A 12,155-nucleotide genomic window follows, 5' to 3' on the forward strand; every position below is an offset into this window, starting at 1 on the left:
TTAAGCCTGAGTGACTGGGCAATTATTGTCGGTATCGCATGCACTGTTATCACTTGTGCAGTGAACTGGTATTACAGGAAAAAGGAAAGGGAGGACCGGCTTAATGGCAATGTCACCAAAGCTGAAGAATAAACTGAGCACAGCGGTAGTTAGTTTGATTCTTGCCGGTGCGTCAGCACCTCTTATTCTCGATCAGTTTCTGGATGAGAAAGAGGGTAACAGCCTGAAAGCATATCGCGACGGCGGCGGAATCTGGACTATTTGCCGTGGCGCCACAATGGTTGATGGTAAGCCAGTAGAGCAGGGTATGAAGGTGTCTGCTGAGAAATGCGCCCGGGTGAACGCCATAGAACGCGACAAGGCGCTGGCGTGGGTTGAGCGAAATATCAAGGTACCACTGACCGAACCACAGAAAGCCGGGATCGCGTCCTTCTGCCCATATAACATCGGCCCCGGAAAATGTTTCCCATCTACGTTCTATAAGCGAATTAATGCGGGCGACCGTAGAGGTGCCTGTGAAGCGATCCGCTGGTGGATTAAAGACGGTGGCCGCGACTGTCGCCTGACCAAAGGCCAGAAAAGCGGCTGCTACGGACAGGTTGATCGAAGAGACCAGGAAAGCGCTCTGACATGCTGGGGGATAGGCCAGTGAGTAAAACATTTGCTGTGTTTCTACTGCTGGCTGGTGCGTTTATTGCCGGAAGTGTCTGGAGCGACCGGGGCTGGCAAAAGAAATGGGCGGAACGTGATAGTGCTAAGTCTTCGCAGGTTGCGAACGCGCAGACCGCCGCCCGCATGATTGAGCAAGGGCGCATAATTGCCCGTGATGAGGCTGTAAAAGATGCACAAGCGCAAGCCGCTAAATCTGCTGCCACTGCTGCTGGCCTGTCTGCCACTGTTAACCAGTTGCGTAACGAAGCAACAAAGCTTGCCACCCTCCTGGACGCCGCAAAGCATACCGCAAATCTTGCCACTGCCGTCAGAAGCAAAACAGCCGGAGCCGACGCCGCAATGCTCGCCGACATGCTTGGACGCCTTGCAGAAGAAGCTCGATATTATGCTGAACGATCTGACGAACGCTACCGGGCAGGAATGACGTGTGAGCGCATTTACGACTCAGTGAGGCAGTCAAACAACAACAGGGTTAGACGATGAACGCAGAAAACCTAAGTGAAGCGTATTACCTCAATAACGATATAAAAGAACTACAGCGTCAGAAAAGCATACTGGAAAGTGGTGCCGGACTTGGTGTGACAATCCAGTCTACCTATCAGGATAACGCCTTTCTTGATGCCATACGCCCGCATGCAGTGGCTGAACTGGACCGCCGTATTGTGGAGAAGAAAAAATCCCTCTCCACTCTGGGTGTTACACTCTCTTAAATGAGAACAACAATAAAAGGTTATGTCTGCTTTGCCACATTCTGAGAGTATGGGTTTTATTTGGTATTCAATCAGTTACTTTATTGGTTTGCTTTCAGATGGAAGATAGATGTTTCCACAGAAGGGGCAAATTAACGTTATATTGTTTTTTATTCTCGACAGACTGTGCATTGACTGGCGGGAGCAATGAGGACAAGTACTTTTCACATGGCGTAAAGTACGCATCTTGATATCTTTGAGTATCGACATGTTGATTGTCCTGGTGGGCGGTTAACAACCATACACCACATGTTGGCTAATAGCTTCTTTTATAACCGTTACGATGTAATCGTTAGCGATAATCAATCAAGCCTCACAGTAGCGGGGATTTTTAACAACTGAGGAATGAGCAATACAGTAGTTCTTACAGCTAAGCAGATTGAAGACCTGGCGGCCTTCGCAAAAGAAGATGGCCAGCCACAATACACCATCACTACCGGAACAATCCCTGAGTTCGAAGCGGATGATGGCGAGGTTATCCCTGAGTACACCGGGCTGATTGCCTATTCCGAGTCGCTAGAGCATAGCGTTCTACAGCTCGATAACTAACGAATCAACAAAACTTTCCATCCGCCATGACACCACAATGCTCGTAGACATGCCAGGAAGCCTGGCAGAAGAAGCTCGATACAATGCTGAGCGCGCTGATGAAAACTACCGGGCAGGAATGACATGTGAGCGGATTTATGAGTCCGTAAAAATACTAACAATGAATCGTAGAGAAAAAATAATAGATCTATAAATTAAGATGTTGACGGTTTTCGTGGGTAAATTTGTAAATTTTTACTATGAAAGAAATACGACTCTTCCTTGAGTCAAAATCCCTGACAACTTAGGGCGATAGATAAAGGTCTTACGCAGCATGACATAATTTTCGATTTAAGCTATTTAAATTGATTTTTATGGTCAAAACCCACTGAGATTTACTTACAAAACTAAACCTTGCTATGTTTGGTTAATCATGCGTTAATGAATGTCTGGTTTGTAACGAATTTATCTGAAGCAGTCGCTGTAATAATTTTATTCCTTGTTCTTGTTGAGATTTCCTTGTTAGCTTTTCTCTCTGATAATTTTTTTCGGACCATTCTGCCCAAGGGCTTACTCAATAAAGGTAATGTTTATGTCTAATAAAATGACTGGTTTAGTTAAATGGTTTAATCCTGAAAAAGGTTTTGGTTTTATCACTCCAAAAGATGGCAGTAAAGATGTGTTTGTTCACTTCTCTGCTATCCAGAGTAATGATTTCAAGACGCTGAATGAGAATCAGGAAGTTGAATTTAGTGTTGAACAGGGACCTAAAGGCCCCACGGCAGTTAATGTCGTGGCTGTATAAGGTAACTGATATTACTAATAATATTCACTTCAGATGTCCGTGTTGCCACGGATCTCAGTACCGAACGTCAAACTTTGATGTTACTGAAAAAAATCCTTTCGGAGCAAAATGTATTTTTTGCAAATCAACAATGATTACATTTGATAATATTGCACTGTACATTCGTTCTGGTCAGTCTTCTTTAGAATTCAGAAAATAAATTTCAGGCTCCTTATGGAGCCTTTTTTGTATGCTGAACCGACAATCTCTGTAAGAGACATCACGGTAAAATTATGAAAAAAGTCATCGTTTTTTTTAATGCAGAACCTGCAGTTGTTGTAACCGTAATGAAAGGTATTACTACGATAATGCGTGAGTTTCCCAATGGGGAAAAAGCACACCTACCCGTGATGTCAGCGGGATTTCCATCTCTGACAGGAGACCATAAAATAGTTTATGTAGCCTCTGATCGTGATGTCAGTTCAGAAGAGATCCTCGAGGCAGCCTCGAAGCTTTTGAAATGAGATCTGGTTGTTTCGTGACCGACCCGGATTTTAGTACAGTGGTTTGTGTGGTCGCGAGCTCTTTTGCATGAAGATTGTACTGCAAACTATTGATAATTGAGTCTTTCTATTCTATCTTTCAAACATATCAGCGCTTATACAAGTGCTCTACGGGGAATGTAAAATGCTTGGCGTTGATACGTTAGAGATCAAGAGAGGTAAACAATGAACGTCGAAGATTTAAAAAGAAAAACTGAAGCGGATATTTCTGAATTCATCACAAAAAAAATTATTGAACTCAAAAAAAAGACAGGAAAAGAAGTTTCCGATATCCAGTTTAATGCTCGTGAAAAAATGACTGGGCTTGAAAGCTATGATATTAAAATCACATTAATCTAATTGTTATAAGACTCAGTTTGAGTGAAAAAGCATTATCTTGAAAGGTAATGCTTTTTTATTTCTGTCATAAAATTTAGAACGTTGTCAAAGCCTTCACTTCTAACCATAGATTTTCTGCTTACCTTTTAACGGGTCCTCCTTGACGGTTCTGACCATCGAGGGGCAGCAGCGGCGCGGGATTTGGAGCATTTTTGATTCTTCACGCAACCATTTCAGCATTTGATGCTGATGACGGAACACTATCTCCGAATACACTGGGTTGGTTGCATTCTCTGATTCAAAAGAACACGGTGTGCTTCAACTTGACTGAGCAGGCATTACAGCAGACATTCACTGAGTGCCTGCTGTAATGTTAAACATTAAAATTTGTATTTATTTCTTATCGTTACAATCAGGGATCATCCTCAAAAGAGTGTTATCTTTCTGGACGTAGTGATGGAATAACGCTGCACCAGCATGCGCTGCGATTAAAAAATATCCGATGTTTGCCAGTGTTTCGTGAGTATCTTTGATAAGTGATTTTGTTTCCCCGTCAGGAGTAACGAACGATGCAACGTTAAAACCTAAGAAACTCCAGTCCTTTCCACCGTAAGCCATAATTGCAATACCTAATAATGGTAGAGCCAAAAAAGAAATGTACAGCAGGATATGCATTATTTTAGCAGCCATCATCTGCCAGGCTGGTGGGGGGGGAGTGATAGCTGGATCATGATACTTATGTTTAATAATTAATCGTATTATCATTAAAAACCAGACAAACACCCCAACATTGTAATGTGTTTCTTTCATGAGAAGGTAGGTGTTACTGCCTTTGGGAAACCAGCCACGAAGCTCCATAGCTGCATAGGTTATCGCTATTAATATCAGGGTTAGCCAGTGTAAGCGAATCTGAAGTTTTGAGAATTTGACCATTATTCTTGCCTCAAACGGTGTATTACATCGACCATAAATCATGAAGCTTAACAAATCCTTATTTTGTTGAGAGATTAAGAGTTTGTTATTCCAGCGATCTCACTTGAATGTTTTGATAATAATTCTCATTTTTATTTCTTTCTGATAATCCTTGATGTTACGGGGCAAGAACCGCGCAGATTCTCGCTATTTATGAGAACTTTCAATCAACTACTGGTTCATTTTTACTTTCCGCCTATTACACAATTTGTATCCAACAAACAGGACTATGCCGATGCCAGCACGTGCTAAACGCCCATGCCGACACAAAGGGTGTGCGGCAATCACCAATGATGTCAGCGGATATTGTGACCAACACCGACAGCAGCATGCTGGTGACGGCTGGCGGAATTATCAGTCGGGAAAGAGCAGGCAAGAACGTGGATATGGGCGACTCTGGGAAATCAAACGAGCGCGTATCCTTCAGCGTGATAAATACCTGTGTCAGAACCATCGCCGACAGAGGATAGCGAAGAAAGCGACCAGTGTTGACCACATCATTCCAAAAGCTCATGGCGGCACTGATGACGATTCCAATCTTGAGTCGTTGTGCTGGGAATGCCACAGAGCGAAGACGGCAAGAGAACGTATTCGATGATAATATTCACTGCTGTAATGCATAAGAACAGTTTCTACATTCATGCAGATACCCGGAAGGAATTTTGGGTGTTTTTAAGTAAAACATTGGGATGGGGCAAATTTGAGTTAATTCGCCCCTCTGACGAGTTTAGCCCTACTGGAGGGTTGTTTGAATTAGTCGAAGTGCGTTCGGCAGATTCAGAACCCCCTGAGTCAGTAACTGTAGGGTCAAATGTTTTATGGCGTCTCCCGGAAGCTCTCGGAGTTTTGAAATCAATCCCTTCTTTTGATCTTCAGATATATTTGCGACACGGATTATATCCTCAAGGGCAACAATCGTGTCATTGTGTAACCGAACGGTTTGAACCTTAAGGATCGCACTTAAGCCGCCATCATCAAGAAGAAAATCAATTCCTTTCTCTGTAATGTTGCAGTATGGGGCGTTGAAGATAAAATCAACGCCAGCCATGGTTTCGCTACGTACGAAGGGTGTAGAAACAAGACCATGCATTTCAAGATATAGCATGCACGCCACAAAGTGATCATAGTTATCAAACTTCTCAATGAGGTCTCGCTCCTGTGCCTTGTTTAAAAAGTTAGGAGCACAATCTATAAGAGCGTTGAGGATCTCAAGTTGTAAGGCTCTATCATATTTTCTGGTTTTATCCATTTCTTAGACTCCATCGTTTATCTATTGAGATTAACTGAAGACACTATGCTGAACATCCTGATGGATGACCAGTATCTGCTTTTGCATGCTTTCTTGCTGTCATCTTCAAGGGGGGAGGGGGGATCAAATCCCTGACCCCTTTCGCGCTTTAGGACTGCCCGCTTCCTCGTATTTTTATACCCGCGAAAAATGAAATTTAACCAGGAGTGTCGCTTATGGCTGGAACGGCGGGGCGTTCCGGGCGTCGCCCCAAGCCAACGGCGCGCAAGGAGCTGGCAGGGAACCCCGGCAAACGAGCCCTGAATAAAGAGGAACCTGTATTCACACCGATTAAAGGAGTGGCACCACCTGACTGGTTTTCTGAGGATGATGGTCTGCCAATGGCGGCCGTCATGTGGGAACTGACCACGAAAGAATTATGTGGACAGGGATTACTGTGTGTTACCGATCTTGCCGTACTTGAGCGCTGGTGTGTTGCATATGAGTTCTGGCGCAGGGCGGTTAAAAATATCGCCAGAGAAGGGCTGACTATCACTGGTGCTATGGGGGGGAAGATAAAAAACCCTGAGCTAACCGCAAAGAAAGAGCAGGAATCGGAGATGAGCTCTACCGGCTCCATGCTTGGCCTTGATCCCAGCAGTCGACAACGCCTAATCGGCCTTGCCGGACAGAAGAAAACCTCTAACCCATTCCTGAAGATGATCAACTCATGAGCCGGAAATCGTACCCCAACGTAAACGCCGCGAATCAATACGCCCGCAACGTTGTGCGGGGGAAAATTCCGGCGTGCCAGTTTGTCATTCAGGCCTGCCAGCGTCATATCGATGACATGGCGGCTGAAAAGAGTAAGAAATTTCGTTACCGCTTCGATAAAGACATGGCAGAAAAGGCCGCGAAATTTATCCAGTTGTTACCACATACAAAAGGAGAGTGGGCATTCAAGCGGATGCCGATCACTCTGGAGGCATGGCAACTGTTTATTGTGTGCTGCGCCTTTGGCTGGGTCCAGAAAGGGTCGAAGCTTCGACGATTTCGCGAGGTTTACACGGAGATACCGCGTAAAAATGGGAAATCAGCTATTTCGGCAGGTGTGGCGCTGTACTGTTTTACCTGTGATAACGAGTTTGGCGCTGAAGTATATTCCGGGGCCACAACTGAAAAACAGGCGTGGGAAGTATTCAGACCAGCTCGTCTGATGTGTAAGCGCACCCCGCTGCTGGTGGAGGCGTTCGGGATTGAAGTTAATGCGTCCAACCTGAACCGGCCAGAAGATGGCGCGCGTTTTGAGCCGCTGATTGGTAACCCTGGGGACGGCGCTTCACCGCACTGTGCGATTGTTGACGAGTATCACGAACATCCCACAGATTCGCTCTACACCACTATGCTGACGGGTATGGGGGCGCGGCGACAACCACTAATGTGGGCGATCACGACGGCGGGTTACAACATTGAGGGTCCATGCTACGACAAACGGCGTGAAGTGATTGAGATGCTGAACGGCACAGTACCGAATGAGGAATTGTTCGGCGTGATATACACCGTCGACGAGGGGGATGACTGGACCGATCCTAAAGTGCTGGAAAAAGCTAACCCGAATATGGGCGTGTCGGTCTATCGTGACTTTCTCCTCAGCCAGCAACAGAGAGCTATTAATAACGCCCGTCAGGCTGGTGTATTTAAAACTAAACACCTCAACATCTGGGTTGCAGCCCGTGCCGCTTTCTACAACCTGGTTTCCTGGCAGAACTGTGAGGATAAGACACTTACGCTGGAGCAATTCGAAGGACAGCCATGTGTTCTGTCTTTCGACCTGGCGCGCAAGCTGGATATGAACAGTATGGCGCGGTTGTTCACCAGGGAAATTGACGGCAAGACACATTACTACAGCGTTGCTCCCCGCTTCTGGGTTCCCTACGACGCAGTATTCAGCGTTGAAAAGAACGAAGATCGTCGTACTGCGGAGCGATTTCAGAAATGGGTTGAAATGGGACTGCTTACAGTTACTGATGGCGCTGAAGTTGATTACCGCTACATCCTTGAAGAGGCCAAGGCGGCAAACAAGCTCAACCCAGTCAGTGAGTCACCGATTGACCCGTTCGGCGCGACGGGGCTTTCACATGATCTGGCTGATGAAAGCCTTAATCCGATCACTATCGTTCAGAACTACACCAATATGTCTGATCCGACGAAGGAGCTGGAAGCCGCCATTGAGTCAGGCCGCTTTCATCACGACGGGAACCCGATTATGAGCTGGTGTATCAGCAACGTCGTCGGGAAGTATTTGCCCGGTAATGACGATGTGGTTAAACCCATCAAAGAGCAGAACGAAAACAAAATCGATGGCGCGGTTTCGCTGATTATGGCAATCGGACGGGCAATGTTGAATAGCCGGGCGAGTAATTCATCTGTTTACGACGAGGAAGATGTAGCATGCTAATGACGTTTTTAAGTTTTTTTATCGGCCTCGCCGGAGCCGCGTTACTGTCTGCCGGTGCCTGGCTTATTTCACCTGCAGCCGGGCTTATTACTGGCGGTTCAATCTGCCTGCTGTGGTCATTTTTAATCGCGAAATCAATGTCTGCCAGCGTAATTAAATCAGGGGGTGAATAATGTTCATTCCCCAGATGTTTCGGGGTAAATCTCAGTCTGGTGGTAGTTTCTGGCAGGCGATGCTGGGTGGTGTGAGTTCCAGCCAGAGCAAGGCGGGGATCATTATCACTTCTGAAACCGCAATGGCGTTATCGGCGGTCCGGGCATGTGTAACGCTTCTGGCAGAATCGGTGGCGCAACTGCCGTGTGAACTTTACAGGCGAGGCGCTAACGGAGGCCGTGAACGGGCGACTGACCACCCTGTTTATGATCTGATTCATTCCCAGCCCAACAAAAAAGACACTTCATTTGAATACTTTGAACAGCAGCAGGGCCTGCTTGGTCTGGAGGGGAATTGCTACTCGATCATCGACAGGGACGGGAAAGGTTATCCCCGCGAATTAATCCCGGTTAATCCCCAAAAGGTCATTGTCCTGAAAGGCCCGGATGGGATGCCATATTATGAACTACCCGAAATTGGCGAAACGTTGCCAATGCGCATGATGCATCATGTGAAGGTCTTCTCACTGGATGGCTATATCGGCAGTTCCCCAATCCAGACGAACGCGGATGTTCTTGGGCTAAACCTCGCCGTGGAAGAGCATGCTTCTCAGGTCTTTCGCCGTGGTACAACGATGAGCGGCGTTATTGAGCGTCCAAAAGACGCTCCGACGATCAAAAGCCAGGATGCTATCGACCGCCTGCTGGCAAAGTGGACGGACAGATATTCCGGCGTCAGAAACGCCTTCTCTGTTGCATTGCTTCAGGAAGGGATGAGCTACAAGCAGTTATCTCAGGACAATGAGAAAGCGCAGCTGTTGCAGTCCCGTCAGTGGGGCGTGGAGGAAGTGTGCCGACTCTATAAAATCCCGCCTCATATGGTGCAGATGCTGGCGAAAGCCACGAATAACAACATTGAGCACCAGGGGCTGCAGTTTGTGATGTACACGCTGTTGGCCTGGCTGAAGCGTCATGAAGGCGCATTAATGCGCGATCTGCTTTTACCCAGCGAGCGCGGTGATCTGTACATTGAATTCAATGTTTCTGGCCTGCTGCGCGGGGATCAGAAGTCACGCTATGAATCTTATGCACTAGGCCGCCAGTGGGGCTGGTTATCGGTTAACGACATTCGCCGCATGGAGAACCTTCCACCCATCGCCGGAGGGGATAAATACCTGACGCCTCTGAATATGGTCGACAGTAAACAAATCTTACCTGGCGATAACACGCCAACAGCAAAACAACTGGCAGAAATCAACTCTATTCTGTCCAGAAACTGAATATCACCCGCAGCGCGGGCTGACCTGGTAAACATCATGACAAAAAATTTAATTAATCTGCCGCACCTGGCGGCTATGGTCTTTGGTGTTCCACATTACGTGACACGACAGACAATGGATTCTGTAAAAGCTGTGCTGGTTCCCCGTATTCAGGGATTATCAGAAGAGGCTGGAATTCACATGACGCAGGAGCCTGATAACAATCAGGCGCCAGATTTGGTTCAACCAGCTGGTGGAATGGCAGTTATTCCTGTTCACGGCATTCTGGTTCCGCGTCGTGGGCAAATTACTGCAATGTGTTCTGAACTTACCAGCTATGAGCGCATACGTAGCCAGGTGCATGCTGCATTAAATGCCCCTTCCATCAGTGAAATTGTGCTGGATATAAATTCTGGTGGTGGTGCGGCGGTTGGATGCAAGGAACTGGCCGATTATATTTTCCAGTCACGTCAAACTAAGCCTATTACTGCAATTGTGAACTACAGCGCCTATTCTGCGGCTTACTTTATCGCTTCGGCCTGCAGCAAAATTGTAGTCAGCCAGACCAGTGGAGTCGGCTCGATTGGAGTGATTATGGAACACCTGGATACTTCCAGGATGGAAGAGCAAATGGGGTTAACATTCACCACGATTTTTCGGGGAGATAACAAAAATAACGGTACACAACATGAGCCACTGAGTGAAGACGCTCGGGGAATGTTCCAGAGGATGATTGACGATATGTACGAGACGTTTATTACCTCTGTAGCGGAATACCGGAATCTTGCCCCTCAGACGGTGATTAACACGCAGGCCGGAATCTATTTCGGCGCTGATTCCATTTCTGCTGGTCTTGCCGATGAGGTTTCGGATCCTCAGTCTGCGATTAATGCCATTGCAGCAAAGTACAAACAACCTCAACAAACCACTTCCATAAAGTTGCAGGCCGTCGCGATGGACCTGCAAACCAGAATGTAACCCGGCGCTAACGCGTCATTACCAGAAAGCAGCCTGTTGGCTGCTTTTTTTATGCCAAAAAGAGAGAAAACTATGCCACAGATTGAAGAATTACGTCGTCAGCGTGCGGGTATTAATGAACAGGTACAGGCCCTGGCCACGATTGAAACTACCGGTGGAACGCTGACAGCGGAGCAGTTAACCGAATTTGCCAGCCTGCAGCAGCAGTTTACAGATATCAGTGCCAAGATTGAGCGTCTGGAAGCAGCTGAACGTGCTGCAGCGCTTGTTGCCAAACCGGTTAAAGGTACACAACAGGCTCCGGGTATCAGCGTTAAAGCAGAGCCAAAGCAATATACCGGCGCAGGAATGACCCGTCTGGTAATGTCGATTGCGGCAGCACAGGGTAACGTCCAGGACGCTGCGAAATTTGCAGCTGAAGAACTGAATGACCAGTCTGTCTCGATGGCCATCAATACAGCCGCCGCGTCAGGTGGCGTTCTTATTCCGCAAAACCTGCACAGCGAGGTGATCGAACTGCTGCGCGATCGCACCATCGTTCGTAAGCTGGGCGCGCGCTCCATTCCGCTGCCGAACGGCAATATGGCACTGCCGCGTCTGGCCGGTGGTGCGACGGCGAGCTACACCGGGGAAGGCAAGGATGCGAAAACATCAGAAGCGCGCTTCGATGATGTGAAACTCACTGCGAAAACCATGATTGCAATGGTGCCAATCTCCAACCAGCTGATTGGTCGTGCCGGTTACAACGTGGAACAGCTGGTCCTGCAGGATATTCTGACCGCGATTTCTGTTCGTGAAGATAAAGCCTTTATGCGCGATGACGGTACCGGTGATACGCCTGTCGGTATGAAAGCGCGGGCAACTGAGTGGAACCGCCTGCTGCCGTGGGAAGCTGCTGCAGAGGTTAATCTGCAGACGATTGATACCTATCTCGACAACATTATCCTGATGGCTATGGACGGGAACAGCAACATGATCAGCTGCGGCTGGGGCATGTCGAACCGGACTTACATGAAACTATTCGGTCTGCGCGACGGTAACGGTAACAAGGTCTACCCGGAAATGGCCCAGGGGATGTTGAAGGGATTTCAGATTCAGCGTACCAGCGCTATCCCGGCAAACCTCGGTGACGCAGGCAAAGAGTCGGAAATTTACTTCGCGGACTTTAATGATGTGGTTATCGGTGAAGACGGCAACATGAAGGTGTCGTTCTCGCAGGAAGCCTCCTACCAGGACGGGGATGGCAATCTGGTTTCCGCGTTCTCCCGTAACCAGTCGTTGATCCGCGTGGTGACGGAGCACGATATCGGCTTCCGTCATCCGGAAGGTCTTGTTCTCGGGACAAAAGTGCTGTTTTAACCGGTCCTGCACTCTGTGCGACCACGGTCGCACAGCGTAAAAGCACGTAATCCCCCAGGCCCGCAGCAGCGGGTTTTTTCTTTTCAGGAGCAAAACGATGACGACGAAAGCGGCAAAAGCAGCGGCAGCGGCGGC

General features: G+C 47.6%; 19 protein-coding genes and 1 pseudogene. 17 read left to right on the top strand and 3 right to left on the bottom strand.

Going from position 1 to position 12,155, the window contains the following annotated elements; translation table 11 throughout:
• The 4 genes from FDW94_RS21380 to FDW94_RS21395 all read left to right on the top strand — a co-directional run.
• Positions 1-132: HP1 family phage holin (locus FDW94_RS21380; protein ID WP_249358676.1), on the top strand; the 132-nt coding region annotated here is incomplete at its 5' end.
• Positions 104-652: a lysozyme gene (locus FDW94_RS21385; RefSeq protein WP_137378218.1), complete on the top strand. Its 549-nt coding sequence runs from the start codon at positions 104-106 to the stop codon at positions 650-652. The genes FDW94_RS21380 and FDW94_RS21385, both read left to right, overlap by 29 nt.
• The gene (locus FDW94_RS21390) at positions 631-1,155 is read left to right on the top strand and encodes a DUF2514 domain-containing protein (protein ID WP_128611847.1); all 525 of its coding nucleotides are present in this window, start codon (positions 631-633) and stop codon (positions 1,153-1,155) included. The genes FDW94_RS21385 and FDW94_RS21390 overlap by 22 nt, the downstream gene beginning before the upstream one ends.
• Positions 1,152-1,382, top strand: coding sequence for a hypothetical protein (locus FDW94_RS21395; protein ID WP_137378219.1), 231 nt, complete (start codon positions 1,152-1,154; stop codon positions 1,380-1,382). The genes FDW94_RS21390 and FDW94_RS21395 overlap by 4 nt, the downstream gene beginning before the upstream one ends.
• A 75-nt stretch (positions 1,383-1,457) precedes the next feature.
• Here FDW94_RS21395 and FDW94_RS24610 read toward each other — a convergent pair whose 3' ends face one another.
• Positions 1,458-1,631, bottom strand: a complete 174-nt coding sequence (locus tag FDW94_RS24610) for a YnfU family zinc-binding protein (protein ID WP_218116983.1) — start codon at positions 1,629-1,631, stop codon at positions 1,458-1,460.
• A gap of 135 nt (positions 1,632-1,766) precedes the next feature.
• Here FDW94_RS24610 and FDW94_RS21400 point away from each other — a divergent pair, with 135 nt between their 5' ends.
• The 6 genes and pseudogenes from FDW94_RS21400 to FDW94_RS21425 all read left to right on the top strand — a co-directional run bounded on the left by FDW94_RS21400 (position 1,767) and on the right by FDW94_RS21425 (position 3,635).
• Complete coding sequence (locus FDW94_RS21400; RefSeq protein ID WP_137378220.1) at positions 1,767-1,970, top strand: hypothetical protein; 204 nt, start codon at positions 1,767-1,769, stop codon at positions 1,968-1,970.
• Positions 1,971-2,007: 37 nt separating this feature from the next.
• Positions 2,008-2,163, top strand: a pseudogene (locus tag FDW94_RS21405) (DUF2514 family protein); the annotation flags it as partial.
• A 378-nt stretch (positions 2,164-2,541) separates the two neighbouring features.
• Positions 2,542-2,754, top strand: coding sequence for a cold shock protein CspG (gene cspG, locus FDW94_RS21410; protein ID WP_000066494.1), 213 nt, complete (start codon positions 2,542-2,544; stop codon positions 2,752-2,754).
• Positions 2,755-2,764: 10 nt separating this feature from the next.
• Entirely contained in the window at positions 2,765-2,953 is a 189-nt protein-coding gene (locus tag FDW94_RS21415; RefSeq protein ID WP_057069020.1) for a hypothetical protein, read from the top strand.
• Between the two features lie 73 nt (positions 2,954-3,026).
• Positions 3,027-3,257 carry a hypothetical protein gene (locus FDW94_RS21420; protein WP_000756041.1) on the top strand — a complete coding sequence of 77 codons (231 nt, stop codon included), beginning with the start codon at positions 3,027-3,029 and terminating at the stop codon, positions 3,255-3,257.
• A gap of 204 nt (positions 3,258-3,461) precedes the next feature.
• Positions 3,462-3,635, top strand: a complete 174-nt coding sequence (locus FDW94_RS21425; protein ID WP_001100119.1) for an addiction module toxin, GnsA/GnsB family — start codon at positions 3,462-3,464, stop codon at positions 3,633-3,635.
• A 372-nt stretch (positions 3,636-4,007) separates the two neighbouring features.
• Here the strand turns inward: FDW94_RS21425 and FDW94_RS21430 are convergent, their stop codons facing one another.
• Positions 4,008-4,547, bottom strand: a complete 540-nt coding sequence (locus FDW94_RS21430) for a cytochrome b (protein WP_032943057.1) — start codon at positions 4,545-4,547, stop codon at positions 4,008-4,010.
• Positions 4,548-4,821: 274 nt separating this feature from the next.
• On the opposite strand from FDW94_RS21430, the gene FDW94_RS21435 reads away from it, so the two are divergent.
• The gene (locus FDW94_RS21435) at positions 4,822-5,184 is read left to right on the top strand and encodes an HNH endonuclease signature motif containing protein (protein WP_032943058.1); all 363 of its coding nucleotides are present in this window, start codon (positions 4,822-4,824) and stop codon (positions 5,182-5,184) included.
• Positions 5,185-5,319: 135 nt separating this feature from the next.
• On the opposite strand, the gene FDW94_RS21440 is transcribed toward FDW94_RS21435, so the two are convergent.
• On the bottom strand, positions 5,320-5,835 hold the full coding sequence (locus tag FDW94_RS21440; protein WP_103771375.1) for a hypothetical protein: 516 nt from the start codon (positions 5,833-5,835) through the stop codon (positions 5,320-5,322).
• A gap of 215 nt (positions 5,836-6,050) precedes the next feature.
• Between FDW94_RS21440 and FDW94_RS21445 the strand changes: the two genes are divergently transcribed.
• The 6 genes from FDW94_RS21445 to FDW94_RS21470 all read left to right on the top strand — a co-directional run bounded on the left by FDW94_RS21445 (position 6,051) and on the right by FDW94_RS21470 (position 12,020).
• Positions 6,051-6,548: a phage terminase small subunit P27 family gene (locus tag FDW94_RS21445; protein WP_003832359.1), complete on the top strand. Its 498-nt coding sequence runs from the start codon at positions 6,051-6,053 to the stop codon at positions 6,546-6,548.
• Complete coding sequence (locus FDW94_RS21450; RefSeq protein ID WP_016150031.1) at positions 6,545-8,272, top strand: terminase large subunit; 1,728 nt, start codon at positions 6,545-6,547, stop codon at positions 8,270-8,272. The genes FDW94_RS21445 and FDW94_RS21450 overlap by 4 nt, the downstream gene beginning before the upstream one ends.
• Positions 8,266-8,445: a hypothetical protein gene (locus FDW94_RS24615; RefSeq protein ID WP_003832363.1), complete on the top strand. Its 180-nt coding sequence runs from the start codon at positions 8,266-8,268 to the stop codon at positions 8,443-8,445. Before FDW94_RS21450 ends, FDW94_RS24615 begins: the two co-directional genes overlap by 7 nt.
• On the top strand, positions 8,445-9,704 hold the full coding sequence (locus tag FDW94_RS21460) for a phage portal protein (RefSeq protein ID WP_003832365.1): 1,260 nt from the start codon (positions 8,445-8,447) through the stop codon (positions 9,702-9,704). Before FDW94_RS24615 ends, FDW94_RS21460 begins: the two co-directional genes overlap by 1 nt.
• Positions 9,705-9,740: 36 nt before the next feature.
• Positions 9,741-10,661 (top strand): S49 family peptidase, encoded by a 921-nt coding sequence (locus FDW94_RS21465; protein ID WP_137378221.1) that lies wholly within the window; start codon positions 9,741-9,743, stop codon positions 10,659-10,661.
• A 72-nt stretch (positions 10,662-10,733) separates the two neighbouring features.
• Entirely contained in the window at positions 10,734-12,020 is a 1,287-nt protein-coding gene (locus FDW94_RS21470; protein WP_137378222.1) for a phage major capsid protein, read from the top strand.
• The last annotated feature ends 135 nt before the right edge of the window (positions 12,021-12,155 follow it).

The organism is Citrobacter sp. wls757, from assembly GCF_005280935.1.
GTDB lineage: Bacteria > Pseudomonadota > Gammaproteobacteria > Enterobacterales > Enterobacteriaceae > Citrobacter > Citrobacter portucalensis.